Below are 15,799 nucleotides of genomic sequence, written 5' to 3' on the forward strand. Positions count from 1 at the left end.
GCGCCTACTTTCCAACTAGTTTAAAATAAAGCCATATAAAATGGTTGCAACAATCGTCATTACCCCACCGACACACATTTCATAAGGAATCACTCGAATTCTTTCTTTAATCGTCATATTCATACTTTGTGCCGTAATATGGAAATAATTTCCTTGAGGAACACTATCAATCACAGTTGCCCCAGTATGCACCATGACTGCTGCTGAAAGTGAAGATGTGCCCATATCTAAAATCGCTGGTCCAAAAGAACCTGTCGCTAAAATAACCGCTGTGGATGTTGAACCAACTGCTAAGCCCATTAAAATACCAGAAATCGGTGCCAAGAAGGTTCCAGAAATTCCCATAACAGAAATTAAGTGGACAATTTGTGTTGATAAATCAGAAACAGAAATTAATCCAGCAATTGCACCTGCACCAATTAAAATTAAAACGGTATCGGTTACTCTCTTCAAGCCAGAAGATGCATAAAAGGCCAGTTGTTTTGTTTGCCCAATCGCAATTGTCCCAACAACTGAGGCGAACGGCAAAATATACAGAGCATCAATATTCAAACTTTTGATGAAAGAAATATTTAAAACGGCGCCAATCGGATTAAGTAATAATAAGACAATCGCTAACACTGGCGCGATCAACGCCTTTTTCAAAGGTAATAATTCTTTTGTTTGTTCCTCTACAAGATCCGTTTCTTTGACCATTGATCCTTTGCTTCTCATGATATTTGCAAGAACAACAGCTGTAATTAAGCCAAATACGGCTGGAATAAAGCCAGCAATCATAACGTCACTTAGAGGTAAATCAAAGCCGTTCGCCGCTGCAATAGTATTTGGATTAGGCGAAATAATATTGCCCGCTTTGCCGCCACCTGATAAGGCAATCAATAATGATAACTTACTGATACCCGTACTTTTCCCAACAGATAGAGCAATCGGGGCAACAATCAACACTGCAACAGGAATGAATACGCCCACTGCTGTAATTACCATTGTGGATAATGCCAAAGATAAAATAGCTTTTTTCTCGCCAAGCTTTTGTACAATGGCGTTGGCAATTGATTCTGCCGCACCAGATTCCATCATCACACCCGCCAACATGCCGGCTGCTAAGACACGGATTGCGGTTCCCATAATACTTTGTGTTCCGTTTAATAGAACAGCGACTGTATCTGACAGGGAAGCGCCTCCAATAAGACAACCAACAATTGCACCAAAAAACAAGGAATACACAGGATTAAATTTTTTCAAAATTAATACTATCGCTACAACTAATCCTAAAATTGCAGCAACCCAAGATATTGTAATATCTGGCATTCAAAATCAGCTCCTTAAATTGTTTACGCTTTCATTCTATCAAAGTCCTTTCTTTTTAAAATTGTAAATTTAACAGGATTTATTGTTCAAATGCACAAAAAAACCGTTCTTAAAGAACAGTTTTTTGAAATCTTTTTCTATCTTTCTCAATAATGACCACCAAGCCAACGAACAAAAGAACACTCACAATTAACAATACTGCCGTTTTATTATATCCATGAAATAGCGCTTCACCTCCACATGCGTAAAGTATTGAGGAAGGAATTACACCAATGAATATCGCGGCTATTAAATTTTTTAATGGCAACTGCATAGTATCTGCAGCAAAATTAATCACAGAAGAAGGAATAATTGGAATCATGTAGCCCACCATAATCCCAATTTTTGGATGCTTCATCCGTCGAATGGACTGGACCCAATGATTGGTCTCCGTTTTTTTATCTAAAAATTTTATATGATGCATCAAAAAGATTGCAACCAAATTTCCCATACTATTCCCTAAAACGTTAATGAGTGTGCCGCTGAAGGGACCAAAACTCAATCCTGCAATCACACCAATTACTGAGGTCGGAATCCCTGGTACTGCACACATGATCGCGGTCAAAAAAACTAACAACAGCGCTGCTGAAAAACCATGTGAACGAATTCGCTCTAATAATTGTGTCTTACTGGCTTTAGGATTCAAAAATAATTGAATATCTGTTTGATATTCTAGATACAAACGGTAACCTACCAGTAGGATTAAAATAAGCCCGCTACTGATTAGTAGTATTCGGATTGTTTTCCTTTTCATTTTCTTTGCTCCTTTTATGCTTTATACAAAGTGTAGCACAGGATTCTTTGTGCCTCAATTAGAAGCTTGTATGAATAAAAGCCGCCCCTAAAAGTTAGACTAAAAATCTAACTTTTAGGGGCGGCTCGAAAGTTACGAAGGTACTTTTTTTATTTCCGATACATCTTAAACTCCAAGAACAGATCGTTATAAATTCCTAAGTATTCTTGACCTAAATCTTGGTAAACTTCTAAATGTTTGATGGTTTCATCATCTGGATAAAATTGTTTATCTTCGGCAACTTCTTTTGGTAATAGTTTTTTAGCTTCTTTATTTGGTGTGGAATAACCAATATATTCTGCATTTTGTGCTGCATTTTCTGGTCGTAACATAAAGTTCATAAATGCATAGGCGCCGTCTTTATTTTTGGCTGTCTTAGGCATCACAATGTTATCAAACCAGAGATTAGAGCCTTCACTGGGAATCACATAATGTAGATGTTCATTGTTTTCTAGCATTTCAGCAGCTTCACCAGAGAAAGTTACAGCAACTGCACTTTCTTCATTAGCCATGTACATTTTGATTTCATCGGCAACAATTGCTTTGACATTGTTCGTTAATCGGTTTAACTTATCGGTAGCCTGACGTAATTGTTGGTCGTTTTTACTGTTTAACGAATAGCCTAAACTGTTCAAAGATAATCCTAACACTTCGCGAGCGCCATCAATCAGCATGACATTATTTTTTAATTCCGGGCGCCATAAATCATCCCAATGTTGGATCTGACGGCCGTCAATAAATTTATCATTATAAATAATCCCCAACGTGCCCCAGAAGTATGGAACGGAAAACTTATTTTGGGGATCGAAGGATTGATCTAAAAAGCGTGCATCAATGTTTTCTAAGCCTTTTAATTTGCTGTGATCAAGTGGTAAAAGCATCTTTGCTTTCATCATTTTTTGAATCATATATTCAGAAGGAATGGCAATATCATAGGCTGTGCCACCTTGCTGAATTTTTGTATACATAGCTTCATTAGAATCAAAGGTTTCGTAATTGACTTTATAGCCTGTTTCTTTTTCAAATTTCTTAATCAAGGCTGGATCTATATAGTCCCCCCAATTGTAAATGGTCAAGGTATCTGCTCCTGCCATGCCACTTGCTTTCTCCAATTGGCGCACGCCAAAAAACAAGATGACAATAATAGCGATAATTCCAATAAAAAGTGACTGTAATTTTTTCATTTTAACTTGGCCACCTCACTTTGTTCCCGACGCATTTTCTTTAAACGTTTTGGCGTATTGTCTTTACTGATAAAGTAATAACCGACAACTAGAATCATTGAGAATAGGAATACTAACGCACTTAAGGCATTGATTTCTAAACTAATTCCCTGACGTGCTCGTGAATAAATTTCAACAGATAATGTTGAAAAACCATTGCCTGTCACAAAGAATGTTACGGCAAAATCGTCCAACGAATAAGTAAAGGCCATAAAGTAGCCAGCAATAATTCCTGGCGCTAAAAAAGGCAAAATAATATTTTTAATCACTTGAACATTATTGGCCCCTAAATCCCGTGCCGCATCTACCATAGAATCGTTCATCTCTTGTAGTTTTGGTAAAACCATTAAAACAACAATCGGAATACTAAAGGCAATATGCGACAATAATACACTTGTAAAACCTAAACTGATAAACCCTACTGCCGTGAAGAAAATTAAGAAACTGGCTCCAATAATAACATCTGGTGAAACGAGTAAAATGTTATTAAAGCTAAGCAACGTGTTCCGGTTTTTACGACGTTTTGTATAATAAATCCCCATCGCGCCAAATGTTCCAATGATGGTTGCTATTAAAGCCGATAAGAAAGCTAGCAAAAACGTATTCAGAACAATGGTTAACAAGCGTGTGTCTTCGAAAACGTTCCGATAATTATCTAACGTAAAACCAGTAAACTGATTCATCGTTTGCGTGTCGTTAAACGAATAAAAAATCAAATAAAAGATTGGTGCGTACAGTAGCGCAAAGACAACGAATAAATACACATAAGACCATTTAAACTTTTTCTTTTGCATTATTTGCCACGCCCTTTCTTCTTCTCACCCGTCAGCAACATCACAATAAACATGGCAACAATTAAAATCACACCTATTGTTGAACCCATGCCCCAGTTTTGCGTTACTAAGAAGTGTTCCTCAATCGCCGTTCCCAACGTAATCACCCGATTGCCGCCAATTAAACGCGTTAACATAAAGAGCGAGAGCGAAGGAATAAAGACAGCTTGAACGCCACTTTTCACACCGTTCAGGGAGAGAGGAAAAATGACACGGCGGAATGTTTCCGCACTGCTAGCTCCTAAGTCCCGACTAGCACTAATCAATGAAGGATTCATCTCTTCTAAGGCATTAAAAATCGGCATAATCATAAATGGAATTTCTATATACGTTGCGACAAATAAAAAACTGAAATCTGTAAACAGAATCTGGTGCGTGCCCAAACCCATAAAACTCATAAACTGATTGATACTCCCATGAATACTGAAAATCCCAATAAAGGCATAAGCTTTTAATAATAAATTCACCCACGTTGGTAAAATAACGAGCATTAACCATAACTGTTTATGCTTGAGCTTTGTCAAAAAATAAGCCGTAGGATAACTTACCAATAACGTAAAAATGGTAATCAGAAAAGCATACCAAACCGAATTAATGGTCATACTTAAGTACGTTCCTGATGTAAAATACGTTTGGTAATTCGCCAAAGTAAACTGGCCATTCATATCGAAAAATGATTGATAAATAATCATCAGCACTGGCGCAATGACGAATAAAAGTAACCACATTACATAGGGAATCGAATAAATTCGACGCATTGTTTTCATTTTATTTTCCCCTTTCGTTTACTCGTCGTAACTTTCTAAACGGGCATCAAAGTCTTCTTCTGATTCATTGAAGCGCATCACGTGAATATCTTCTGGCTCAAAAGACAGCCCTACTTGAGCGCCTTCTTTGGCTTTTCGAGTGGAATGCACCATCCATTCGTTTCCTTGTTCATCAAAACAAATAATTTCATAATGAACGCCGCGGAATAACTGCGTGTCCACTGTTACGGTTAACTTGCCTTTTTCAAGCGTGGTAATCGTTAAGTCTTCTGGACGTAAAACGACTTCTACAGGTTCATTTTTCCGCATGCCGCCATCGACACATTCAAACTTTTTGCCCACAAATGAAACTAAATTATCTTCCAGCATCACACCGTCCACAATATTACTTTCCCCTACAAAGTCAGCAACAAAGTGATTAATCGGTTCATCATAAATATCGACTGGTGTGCCACTTTGCACGATATGACCTTTATTCATGACAAAAATTTCATCACTCATCGCTAATGCTTCTTCTTGATCATGGGTCACAAAAATAAAAGTAATTCCTAAACGTTGTTGTAAATCACGTAGTTCATATTGCATCGCTGTGCGTAATTTCAAATCTAAAGCGGATAACGGCTCATCTAAAAGCAATACTTTTGGCTCATTGACAATCGCTCGTGCAATTGCGACCCGCTGACGTTGGCCCCCAGACATTTCACTAATTTCACGTGTTTCGTAGCCGGGTAATTGAACCAAACGTAATGCCTCTTTCACTTTTTTTTCAATTTCTGCTTTGGATAGTTTTTTGATTTTTAAACCAAACGCAACATTATCAAAAACATTCATGTGAGGAAACAAAGCATAATCCTGAAACACGGTATTGACTTGGCGTTTATTGGCAGGTACATCATTTATTCTTTTACCATCAAAATAAACATCGCCAGAAGTCACGTCATTGAATCCCGCAATAATACGCAAAATCGTTGTTTTACCACATCCTGAAGGTCCTAATAACGTATAAAATTTTCCTTCTTCAATTTCAAAGCTGACATTTTTTAATACTGGTTCATCGTCAAATTGTTTGACAACATTTTCAAATGAAATCACATGGTTTCTCACTGGATAAACTCCTCCATTTCGTCCTTTATAAATACGATTCTGTCGCCACAATTAACGCACGACTTTTTCCTCGACCATTGTTGCTAATTTGGTGAGGTTCTGTTGCTTGGTAATACATGGTTTGACCTTTTTTAGCAATATACGTGGCTTCCCCTAATGTCAAACGAATGGAGCCATCAATCACATAAATAAATGTTTCTGATAGAGAAGGTTCAAACGTTTTGTATTCGCCATTTTTATCAAAAGTAATAATGACAGGTTCCATTTCTTTTTCATTTGAGGCTGGAATTAACCATTTTAGTTCATAGCCATGTTCTTCATCATAATAGAGGGTACTTTCTTCTTCATTGTAGACAATTTTCTGTTCAAGCGGTTGCTGACTAAAAAACTGCTCTGGCGTCACGCCTAGTACTTCTAAAATTGAGAAAAATGTTTCCATTGATGGTGAGCTTAAATCCCGCTCCAATTGGGAAATATAGCCTTTGGATAAATCCGTTCTTTCGCCTAATTCTTCTTGTGTTAAATTTTTCTGAATGCGTAAATTTCTCAACTTCTCACCAATTTCCATGGCACACCTCGTTTCTATTTTCAGCTAATCTTTTCAACAAAAGTTTTGTAATACTAAACTTACAGTTTAGTTTTACCTTTTTTAGTATACGAACTTTTTGAAAAATTTCAACCATTTTTCTTTATTTTTCTAGTCTAATTGTCACACAATCTTTCTTTTCTGTATAACTTACTGTTTATAAGAAGAAAAATGATACGAAAAAATCAGAATATGATAAAATAAGACGAGTTGCTTTTTTACATAATTGGAAGGAGAGTTTTTATATGAATTCATTTCAAGCATTTACGTTAAGAGAACAAGATACATCTGTTATTGGTCAACTAGAAACCATTACTTTAGACGATTTATCAGAAGGCACTGTAGTAATCAAAGCAGCCTACTCCTCAGTTAACTTTAAAGACTCTTTAGCTTCAAAAAAAGACGGCGGTGTGATTCGCAATTATCCAATGATTCCAGGAATTGATGTCAGTGGCACTGTTGTCACATCGGAAGATCCTCGTTTCAAAGAAGGCGATAAAGTGATCGTAACAGGCTATCAATTAGGGGTTAGTCATACTGGTGGTTATTCTGAATATGTGCGTGTTCCTGGCGATTGGGTAGTTCCACTTCCTGAAAAAATGAGTCTCAAAGAAGCAATGATTTTCGGAACTGCTGGCTTTACGGCCGGATTATCTGTCACAGCTTTAGAAGACGATGGCTTACGCGACGACAAAGAAGCCCCCATTATTGTAACTGGTGCGACAGGCGGTGTTGCGACATTGTCTATTGCGATGTTGCATCAATTAGGCTACACTTCAATCACTGCATTAACTAGAAAGCCAGATTCTTTTGAGCTTTTAAAAGAGTTAGGTGTTAGTGAATGCTTATTAGTAGAAGATTTCTTAGCAACTCCTGTTAAAGCATTAATGAAACAGCGTTTTGCTTTTGCAATTGATACCACTGGTGGGGAAATTACTTCTGCTGTTTTACCACAACTTCGTTATGATGGCCGTTCAGCCATTTGTGGCCGCGCTGCTGGAATTACATTAGAGACAACCGTTTTACCCTTTATTTTACGGGGCGTTCATTTATTGGGCATTGATTCGGTTAATGTTGGTATGGACAAACGAAAAATAGTTTGGCAACGTCTTGCCACTGATTTAGACATCACTGAAAAAGCTGTGTATCAAGAGATTACTTTAGAAGAACTTCCCCCTGTTTTTGAAGCATTACAAGCAGGCCAACATATTGGACGGACCATTGTCCGAATTTCTTAAGGAGGCGTTTTGATTATGGATGTTTTAGTTACTGCTGGTGGAACGTCAGAACCGATTGATAATGTTCGTTCGATTACCAATCATTCTTCTGGCGGACTAGGAAAAGCAATTGCTGAAAGTTTTTTAGCTGCTGGACACACCGTAACCTACGTAACAACCAAACATGCATTACGTCCAACCCAACAATTGGACTTATCAATTAAAGAAATAGAAACAACGGTTGAATTAGCTACTACGTTAGAACAACTCTTTGCTGAAAAGCAATTTGATGCGATTGTTCACGCAATGGCAGTCAGTGATTTTACGACGGAAACCGCGCAAACGGAAGAACAATTTATTGATTCTTTTGCTCAACAATTAAGCGAACAAACATTGCCAAAGACCAAAGAAGCCTTGGTAACTATCGTTCAAAACACATTGAATCAGATTGCTGATATTCCTCAAACAGCAACAAAAATTTCATCTGATACGGACCGATTATTAATTTTTCTAAAGAAAAATCCTAAAGTCATCCAAATGATTCGTGACAAGCAACCCCAAACTGTTTTAGTGGGCTTTAAATTACTTGTCGACGTTTCACAAGAAGAACTTGTCCAGGTTGCACAAGCCGCTTTGGTTAAAAATCGGTGTGACTTTGTCTTAGCCAATGACTTGATGAACGTTCATGAAACAGAACACGAAGGATTATTAATTAACGAAACGGGCATTGTCCAAGAAGCTTGTTCAAAACAAGGGATTGGTTCAATGATCGTTAAAAATGTTGAAAAGAAATGGAGAGAACAACAATGAAAACTATTTTATTAGGCGTCTCTGGCAGCATTTCTGCATATAAAGCAGCAGATATTACAAGTCAACTAGCTAAGCTTGGCTACAATGTGGAAATTTTAATGACTAAAAGCAGCACAGCGTTCATCACTCCGCTGACGTTACAATCACTTTCTAAGAATCCAGTGCATACGGATGTCATGATGGAAATTGATCCCAGTAAAATTAATCACATTGAGTTAGCTAAAAAAGCGGATTTATTTTTAGTAGCACCTGCTTCGGCCAATACAATTGGGAAATTAGCCCATGGGATTGCCGACGACTTATTATCAACAGTTGCTTTGGCGCTTTATCCTGAAACACCCAAAATTATTGCGCCCGCGATGAATACGTATATGTACCAAAACCCCATTGTCCAACGAAATATTGGCATTTTAAAAGAAGTCGGCTATCAAGAAATAATCCCACGTGAAGCTCTATTAGCTTGTGGCGATTATGGTCGTGGCGCACTTGCCACTGTTGAAGATATCCTTCAAACAGTGATGAAAATTTTAGCATCTGATAACAAGGAGTAATTTATGAATAACACGAAAAAATTCACGTTAACAGCAATGTTCTTAGCTATCTTACTTTTACTGGCTTTAACCCCGCTAGGATTTATCACATTAGGTCCTTTAAATTCGACCACGATGCATATTCCTGTAATTATTGGTTCCATTGTTTTAGGGCCAAAAATCGGTAGTATGTTGGGCGGCACGTTTGGGATCATTAGCTTAATTAAAAATACGACAGCACCAACACCTTTGTCGTTTGTTTTTTCTCCATTTATTCCTGTGATCGGTACCGATCATGGTAGTTGGAAGGCACTTTTAATTGTGCTCATTCCGCGGATTTTAATTGGGGTCGTTCCTTATTTCGCTTACAAATGGCTAAATAAATTAACGAAGGAAAAAGCGCAACCTGTCTCCTTATTTGTGGCTGGTGTTTTAGGCTCAGCAACGAATACCATTTTAGTCATGAACATGATTTATTTTCTTTTTAATTCAGCTTATGCTGAAATTATTGGTAAAGCTGGAACTGCTGTTTACCTAGCTATTATTGCGACGATTTTCAGTTCTGGTGTGCCAGAAGCTCTTGTTGCTGGTGTAGCTGCTTCAGCAATTGCTAGCGTTTTGCTTCGCTTAATGAAACGGAATGCAACGCAAAAACTATAGAAAAAAAACACAGGGACTAAAAATCAAGTTTGATTTTTAGTCCCTGTGTTTTTTATTTATTTTTTTTGTTTTCGTAATTTATAGGCATATTCACTGGCTTTAAATAATAATTTATTAACCGGTAAATCGAATTCCCCAATAAATTCATTAATCGTTGGGTTGAAGTTCGCTTTAAACTTAATTAAGCCATCATTTAAACTACCTTCTAAGCCGCCCATATTACAGCTTTCGCAGCCACGGTTAAAACATTCTTGAATGGCATCTCGCCAAGTCACATATGTTGGCATGTAGCGTTTATAACGATCATCTAAGCCAGCATAAAGGATTTCACTTGTTGGACCAAATGTCACAGCCAAAGCGCCAGCAACCGTGACGATTTCACCAGCTTCTGCGATATTTTCTTCTAATTCTTTTAGTTCCCGAGTCAAGGAAGCATCTAATTCTTCTAAATTATGGCGCTTTTTCACTTGATTTTCTTTCAAATTACTCAAGTCTTTTTGATTTTTGTCATAGCGTTGTCGCGTGCTATCTAAGCGTTCCTTTAAATTGACTTGCGCCAGCATAATAAAGGAGTCTTCTGGGTAAATGTTCAACAGCTTCTTAAAGTAATCACTATTCCGTAAAGAAATATGTTGGCGTTCCATGGTTGATTGAATGACTTTTTCAAATTCATCAACAAAGTCAACATGCCCTTGCTGCACAACGACCCCTTTTTTTTCAGCTGTTTTAATCATTTTCTTGGTGCTTTTTGACAATTGTTCCTCACTAAAATCTTCACGATAAATATTCGCTTGGAAGCGGGGCTGGATGGTGGCCCCCATATCCATTGTCAGTCCTTGATATTTGGCCCCTGCTTCTTTCAAGGTCTCAATAATAGCTGTCGCTTCAGCATGCGGTTGATGTTCTTCTCCCAAATGAAAATCTTGATAGTGAACCGCTGGATCCATTTTTATAAATAAAGCTCGTTTTTTCTTGCCAAATTTTTTCAATTCAGCCATAAAGTAGCTGACCAAACGTTCATTTGTATAGTCCATTACTGGACCTCTTGGTGTATATAACATCGTAAAACCGGCTGGTAATGGTTTGATTAAAACTAAACTTGATGCAACTAATGTATCCTTTTCATAAACCCCAACAATTTCAGAACCCCAGTTATCCTTGACTTTTGCCCATGAAGATGACTGTAGTAAATTACATAATGGGTGATTTTTAACAAATGTATCGTGTACTTCTGCCGGAATACCGATTTTAAATGTGTACATGTTCAAACTCCTCTGCTGTGACTTTCCAATAGTCCGTTTATCTTACACTATCATAGTGTATTCCAACAGACTAGTAAAGTTTTACATGAAAATTTTTAGAAAAAATGTAGATCTTATTCTTTATGTAAAAAAGACGAGGTAGAAACAATTCATTCTATCACTTAGCTCACTAATAGCAACAACACTTTTCTTCACTGCCATTCAAAGGATGAATCATTTCTATCCACATCTTTTCAATTAAATACGTGTTTCAAATTTTAATGACTTGTTGATAAAGTACATGATTGGTGCTGAAATCGTCATAATAATCGCTTCACTTAATGCTAACCAACCATAAGTTGTCCAAAATGCTTGGCCGCCACTTGGTACTAGCATAAAGGCAATAAAAAACATACTTACAGTGAAAAATAGACTATTTAGACACATTCTAACAGGAATACTTGGTACCTTTTTTTGTAAAAAAGCTGTTAAGCTCAACGCAAATAATGTTTGCGCTCCACCAAACAGAGCATCCATTACACCGAAACCAAAAAATAAGTTAAAAAAGATAACGCCGCCTAAAACACCCCACATCAATTTGCGATTGAAAACGACTAGGTGATTCAAACTTTCTGAAATTCTAAATTGAATCATACCAGAAGAAACTGGCCGAACCAATAAAGAGAGGACAATATATAAGCCCATAATGATACCATTGGCTAAGACTGTTCTTAGCTTTCGATTGGCTTGAAACGAATTTTGCATACTTTTTCCTTCTTTCTCCGAGTTTTTTTACAAGGGATGGTTGATGAACCTTGGTTACAATTGCAACAGTTCACATTCTAATATGGAACGTCAAAATAGTCAATGAAAGCCCTGTTTTACTTTGCACTTATTTGCAGTTTTCACCTCTCATGCATTATTTCGTGCCTTTTTCTAGTCATTTTTTACTTTTTTAAGCAATCTTTATTCGCAGAAGTTCCTCCCTCTGGTATAATGGACAATAGCGATTCAAAGGAGGAGCTCAATGAACATTCACTACTATCTTATTATCAACGAGCAGGCAAGTAGCGGCAATGGCCGAAAAGTCGCTAGAAAAGTGATTCAACAACTCAAGCAACAAGAACTTAAATATACGGCTCTTTACACTGATTACGCTGGACATGAAAAAGAATTGACGAAGGAACTTGCAGAAACAACTTTACTTCCTTGGTCTGAAGACTTAGACGTTTCAACTTTTCCAATCCTAGTCGTGCTAGGCGGCGATGGCACACTACATAATGTCATTAATTCATTACTTCCATATGATTCAGCTATTCCTTTAAGCTATATTCCATGCGGCTCTGGAAATGATTTTGCACGAGGGGTGGGATTATCAAGAAATATTGATAAAGCATTGCATCAAATCCTGCGCACCAGACGACCAAAAGAAATTCAAACAATTCATTATGTAGAAGCCAACCAAGAAGAAATCGGCTTAGCCACCAATAATGTTGGCTTAGGATTAGATGCGGCAATCGTGGAAAAAACCAACGAATCGTCATCAAAAAAAGCCTTAAATAAATTTAAGCTTGGCTCGCTTTCCTATATTTCTTCAATCATTCATGTCTTTTTTAAACAAAAAGGCTTTCCAATTTTAGTTGAAATGAATGGTAAACAATACACATTTAATCGTGCTTTCCTATGTACGGTCACAAATCATCCTTATTTTGGCGGGGGCGTATCAATTATGCCGACGGCCAATCCTCGCAAAGCAGTCGTGGACTTAGTTGTCGTGGAACGAATCAATATTTTTAAAATTTTGTGGCTTATTTTCCTATTGCTTCGTCAAAAACAAGGGAAATCTAAACATTTTCATCATTTTCAATCAAGTAAAATTCGAATTGTTTCGACGATTCCACAAACCATTCACGCAGATGGCGAGATTTTAGGCAAACGAAGTATTGATATGGTTTATACCACACAAAAACGTTTGTTTTGGTTTTAACTGAGTCCCTTAAGGTTGAAAAAGAGTGCCATAAGTCAAAACGACTTATGGCACTCTTTCCTTTTCTCACATAAATTGATAAGGCGTCGTATCCTTCATTCCAATCATTGGATCAACAGCATTTGTTTGAATAATTTCGACTGTTAGTCGTGGTTCTTTTGGTAATGATTCTTCGACAACTTTTGTCGCTTTATTTGCTGTTTCTGGGGTTGACTCTTCCCCTTCATCAGCAAATAGTGAAACTTCTTGTACCGTTGTGTCAACTAATTGCTCGTCTGTTTCTTTGATCTGATCGGCTTTCGTTGATTGCTGTTCAGTTTCATAAGAGACAGCTTTTGTTTCCTTTTCAGTAAATGGATGGTCTGCCGTTAAACCTTCTTCATAGGCTTCTAACTGAGTTCTAGTCGTTAAGGTCATTTGTTCTGCGTTCACGATTCGTTCTTTTAGCATCGTCATGCGACTAGCCGATTCGTTTTTGACACATGTTTCAAAAGCAGAAACCTCACCTAGTAGAATTAATAATTCTTTACTACGTGTCACTGCTGTATACAGCAAATTTCGTTGCAGCATTCGGCTATACTGATGAACCATTGGCAGTAACACCATGCGGAATTCACTACCTTGCGCTTTATGAATCGAACAACAATACGATAGCGTAATTTTATTCCATTCATTTCTTTTATACGTTACTTCATTATTATCAAACTGTAAAACCAACTCGTCCACTTTGTCCTCTGAGTCTTTGGCTAAAGTAATTCCGACGATTTCTCCCATATCTCCATTGAACACATTTAATTCTGGCGTATTGACTAGTTGCAAAACTTTGTCCCCAATCCGATAGACGGTGTCATTCCACTTGACTTCTTTTTTCTTCCCCTCATTTGGATTGAAGATTTCTTGCATCATTTTATTCAAGGCATCAATGCCAGCTGCGCCACGATACATTGGCGCTAAAACTTGGATATCTTGTGGCGTAAACCCTTTTGCTTTTGCCTTTGTGACAATTTGTCGAATGTATTCTTCAATATGACCAATATCACTTGCAAAGAACGAGCGATCCTTTTGATTTTTTTGAAAATCAGTAGGCAACTTTCCTTCTTTAATTTCATGGGCAAGAGGAATAATACTTGAACCGTCTCCTTGACGATAAATTTCGTTTAGCTCACATTTGGGAATTTCGTTAATTTGCAATAAGTCATGTAAGACTTGACCTGGACCGACAGACGGTAGCTGATCCTTATCACCAACAAAAATCACTTGCATGTTTGTCGGAATAGCTTTTAATAATGTATTGGCTAACCAAGTATCCACCATGGACATTTCATCTACAATTAGCAAACCACCTTCTAATTCTTTGGCGGTTAAACTCGGATTTTTTTCACGACCTGTCAAGCCTAACAAACGATGGATGGTACTTGCAGGTAAACCTGTCGTTTCGTTCATACGTTTCGCTGCTCGCCCAGTTGGCGCCGCTAGCAAGATTGGAAACATCTCCTGCGTATAGTCTTTGAGATCTAATGAAAGACCATTTAGCTCCGCAAACAACGAGACAATCCCATTAATAACAGTTGTTTTCCCTGTTCCGGGCCCTCCAGTTAAAATAAATAACGGCGATTTAATCGCTTCTTCAATCGCTGCTTGTTGCGAGTCGCCATACTGAATATTTAAACGTTTCTCAATCATTCGGATATTTTTTTGGACTTCTTCTTCCTCATAATGAATTTCTTTTTTACGAGAAAGTAAACGCTGAATCGAAGTGCCAATGCCCCATTCAGAAAAATAGAGACTGTTCTCAAAAAGTTTAGTCTCTTCTTGTTGGATTTTTCCATGTTCGACTAACGTAATGATTTCATTGGCCACTTGATCAGGTGAGATTTCCACTGGGCGACTTGCTTCCAAGGTCCGAATCGCTTCTTCTAATAAAACATCTGCTTGAACATACGTATTGCCTGAGCGAATGGAGTGTTCAAACACTTCATGTAAAATCGCCGCCCGAATTCGAACAGCAGAATCCGCCTGAATGCCTATTTGTTCAGCAATATTGTCCGCTCGTTTAAATCCGACTCCCTCAATATCTTCAACTAACTGATAAGGATTTTCTTGAATCACAGAAAGGGTTTCTTCTTGATAGGTTTGATAAATTGAAAAAGCTAACTGACTACCGAAGCCGTATCGATTTAGTCCCACAATCACTTGCTCCATCCCGTGATTCAAGCGAATTGTTTCGACGATTACTTGACGTTTTTTTTCATTTAAAACAGTAACTTCTTCCAAAACACTAGGATCATCAATAATTCGGTCAATCGCACTTTCCCCTAATACTTCAACAATTTTTTCAGCGGTTCGTTTACCAATGCCAGGAAATTTGTCACTTGATAAATAGTTAACCACCCCACTAGCCGAAGTCGGTCTTTCTTGCTGATAACTATCCACCTGAAACTGTCTGCCATAACGAGGATGGTCCACAAAATGACCAAAGAAACGATAGGGTTCCTCTTCTTGAACTTGGCCAAAACTTCCAGTTACTACAATTTCTTTTTCTAAATAATCTGTATTTGTATCGGTCACATTTACAAGAACGACTTTATAAAAATTACTGGGATTTTCAAAAAAGATTGCTTGTACAGTTCCAACAATAAAGGCTTTTTCTTCGTCCTCACCAAAAAGTGTTACCACTACAAGCCCTCCTTTCTGTTGTGTG

Annotated in this window: 15 protein-coding genes; 5 read left to right on the top strand and 10 right to left on the bottom strand. The window is 37.6% G+C overall.

Features of this window, described 5'->3' with window-relative positions:
* Nucleotides 1-15: 15 nt before the first annotated feature.
* The 7 genes from IGL13_RS10045 to IGL13_RS10075 all read right to left on the bottom strand — a co-directional run bounded on the left by IGL13_RS10045 (nucleotide 16) and on the right by IGL13_RS10075 (nucleotide 6,635).
* A complete protein-coding gene (locus tag IGL13_RS10045; protein ID WP_002359581.1) occupies nucleotides 16-1,308 on the bottom strand; it encodes a GntP family permease in 1,293 nt (430 codons plus the stop codon).
* Between the two features lie 109 nt (nucleotides 1,309-1,417).
* Nucleotides 1,418-2,101, bottom strand: a complete 684-nt coding sequence (locus IGL13_RS10050; RefSeq protein WP_002362276.1) for a TVP38/TMEM64 family protein — start codon at nucleotides 2,099-2,101, stop codon at nucleotides 1,418-1,420.
* Nucleotides 2,102-2,250: 149 nt separating this feature from the next.
* Entirely contained in the window at nucleotides 2,251-3,324 is a 1,074-nt protein-coding gene (locus tag IGL13_RS10055) for an ABC transporter substrate-binding protein (RefSeq protein WP_002362278.1), read from the bottom strand.
* Nucleotides 3,321-4,157 carry an ABC transporter permease gene (locus tag IGL13_RS10060; RefSeq protein ID WP_002356512.1) on the bottom strand — a complete coding sequence of 279 codons (837 nt, stop codon included), beginning with the start codon at nucleotides 4,155-4,157 and terminating at the stop codon, nucleotides 3,321-3,323. The genes IGL13_RS10055 and IGL13_RS10060 overlap by 4 nt, the downstream gene beginning before the upstream one ends.
* Nucleotides 4,157-4,963, bottom strand: a complete 807-nt coding sequence (locus IGL13_RS10065) for an ABC transporter permease (protein ID WP_002356510.1) — start codon at nucleotides 4,961-4,963, stop codon at nucleotides 4,157-4,159. The genes IGL13_RS10060 and IGL13_RS10065 overlap by 1 nt, the downstream gene beginning before the upstream one ends.
* A gap of 18 nt (nucleotides 4,964-4,981) precedes the next feature.
* On the bottom strand, nucleotides 4,982-6,067 hold the full coding sequence (locus tag IGL13_RS10070) for an ABC transporter ATP-binding protein (protein ID WP_002356508.1): 1,086 nt from the start codon (nucleotides 6,065-6,067) through the stop codon (nucleotides 4,982-4,984).
* A gap of 25 nt (nucleotides 6,068-6,092) precedes the next feature.
* Entirely contained in the window at nucleotides 6,093-6,635 is a 543-nt protein-coding gene (locus tag IGL13_RS10075; RefSeq protein WP_002356507.1) for a helix-turn-helix domain-containing protein, read from the bottom strand.
* 263 nt (nucleotides 6,636-6,898) lie between these two features.
* Between IGL13_RS10075 and IGL13_RS10080 the strand changes: the two genes are divergently transcribed.
* From IGL13_RS10080 to IGL13_RS10095, 4 genes are read left to right on the top strand one after another with little or no spacing between them, the layout of a single operon-like run.
* A complete protein-coding gene (locus IGL13_RS10080) occupies nucleotides 6,899-7,891 on the top strand; it encodes a YhdH/YhfP family quinone oxidoreductase (RefSeq protein ID WP_002356506.1) in 993 nt (330 codons plus the stop codon).
* Nucleotides 7,892-7,906: 15 nt separating this feature from the next.
* Nucleotides 7,907-8,680, top strand: a complete 774-nt coding sequence (gene coaB / locus IGL13_RS10085) for a phosphopantothenate--cysteine ligase (protein WP_002359575.1) — start codon at nucleotides 7,907-7,909, stop codon at nucleotides 8,678-8,680.
* A complete protein-coding gene (coaC, locus tag IGL13_RS10090) occupies nucleotides 8,677-9,231 on the top strand; it encodes a phosphopantothenoylcysteine decarboxylase (RefSeq protein WP_002359573.1) in 555 nt (184 codons plus the stop codon). The genes coaB and coaC overlap by 4 nt, the downstream gene beginning before the upstream one ends.
* A 3-nt stretch (nucleotides 9,232-9,234) precedes the next feature.
* Complete coding sequence (locus IGL13_RS10095; RefSeq protein WP_002356501.1) at nucleotides 9,235-9,870, top strand: ECF transporter S component; 636 nt, start codon at nucleotides 9,235-9,237, stop codon at nucleotides 9,868-9,870.
* Between the two features lie 56 nt (nucleotides 9,871-9,926).
* On the opposite strand, the gene IGL13_RS10100 is transcribed toward IGL13_RS10095, so the two are convergent.
* Both IGL13_RS10100 and IGL13_RS10105 read right to left on the bottom strand, forming a co-directional pair.
* Nucleotides 9,927-11,132: an aminoacyltransferase gene (locus IGL13_RS10100; protein ID WP_002384107.1), complete on the bottom strand. Its 1,206-nt coding sequence runs from the start codon at nucleotides 11,130-11,132 to the stop codon at nucleotides 9,927-9,929.
* Nucleotides 11,133-11,369: 237 nt separating this feature from the next.
* Nucleotides 11,370-11,876 (bottom strand): QueT transporter family protein, encoded by a 507-nt coding sequence (locus IGL13_RS10105; RefSeq protein ID WP_002356499.1) that lies wholly within the window; start codon nucleotides 11,874-11,876, stop codon nucleotides 11,370-11,372.
* Between the two features lie 262 nt (nucleotides 11,877-12,138).
* Between IGL13_RS10105 and IGL13_RS10110 the strand changes: the two genes are divergently transcribed.
* Entirely contained in the window at nucleotides 12,139-13,098 is a 960-nt protein-coding gene (locus IGL13_RS10110; protein WP_002356498.1) for a diacylglycerol/lipid kinase family protein, read from the top strand.
* Nucleotides 13,099-13,164: 66 nt separating this feature from the next.
* Here the strand turns inward: IGL13_RS10110 and recD2 are convergent, their stop codons facing one another.
* Nucleotides 13,165-15,774: an SF1B family DNA helicase RecD2 gene (gene recD2, locus IGL13_RS10115; protein WP_002378609.1), complete on the bottom strand. Its 2,610-nt coding sequence runs from the start codon at nucleotides 15,772-15,774 to the stop codon at nucleotides 13,165-13,167.
* Nucleotides 15,775-15,799: the final 25 nt, after the last annotated feature.

It is taken from the genome of Enterococcus sp. DIV1937 (assembly GCF_050535975.1).
Lineage (GTDB): Bacteria > Bacillota > Bacilli > Lactobacillales > Enterococcaceae > Enterococcus > Enterococcus faecalis.

Coding starts and splice junctions, on each gene's coding strand:
- IGL13_RS10045 (WP_002359581.1), bottom strand. CDS start 1,308: ATGCCAGATATTACAATATCTTGGGTTGCTGCAATTTTAGGATTAGTT.
- IGL13_RS10050 (WP_002362276.1), bottom strand. CDS start 2,101: ATGAAAAGGAAAACAATCCGAATACTACTAATCAGTAGCGGGCTTATT.
- IGL13_RS10055 (WP_002362278.1), bottom strand. CDS start 3,324: ATGAAAAAATTACAGTCACTTTTTATTGGAATTATCGCTATTATTGTC.
- IGL13_RS10060 (WP_002356512.1), bottom strand. CDS start 4,157: ATGCAAAAGAAAAAGTTTAAATGGTCTTATGTGTATTTATTCGTTGTC.
- IGL13_RS10065 (WP_002356510.1), bottom strand. CDS start 4,963: ATGAAAACAATGCGTCGAATTTATTCGATTCCCTATGTAATGTGGTTA.
- IGL13_RS10075 (WP_002356507.1), bottom strand. CDS start 6,635: ATGGAAATTGGTGAGAAGTTGAGAAATTTACGCATTCAGAAAAATTTA.
- IGL13_RS10080 (WP_002356506.1), top strand. CDS start 6,899: ATGAATTCATTTCAAGCATTTACGTTAAGAGAACAAGATACATCTGTT.
- coaB (WP_002359575.1), top strand. CDS start 7,907: ATGGATGTTTTAGTTACTGCTGGTGGAACGTCAGAACCGATTGATAAT.
- coaC (WP_002359573.1), top strand. CDS start 8,677: ATGAAAACTATTTTATTAGGCGTCTCTGGCAGCATTTCTGCATATAAA.
- IGL13_RS10095 (WP_002356501.1), top strand. CDS start 9,235: ATGAATAACACGAAAAAATTCACGTTAACAGCAATGTTCTTAGCTATC.
- IGL13_RS10100 (WP_002384107.1), bottom strand. CDS start 11,132: ATGTACACATTTAAAATCGGTATTCCGGCAGAAGTACACGATACATTT.
- IGL13_RS10105 (WP_002356499.1), bottom strand. CDS start 11,876: ATGCAAAATTCGTTTCAAGCCAATCGAAAGCTAAGAACAGTCTTAGCC.
- IGL13_RS10110 (WP_002356498.1), top strand. CDS start 12,139: ATGAACATTCACTACTATCTTATTATCAACGAGCAGGCAAGTAGCGGC.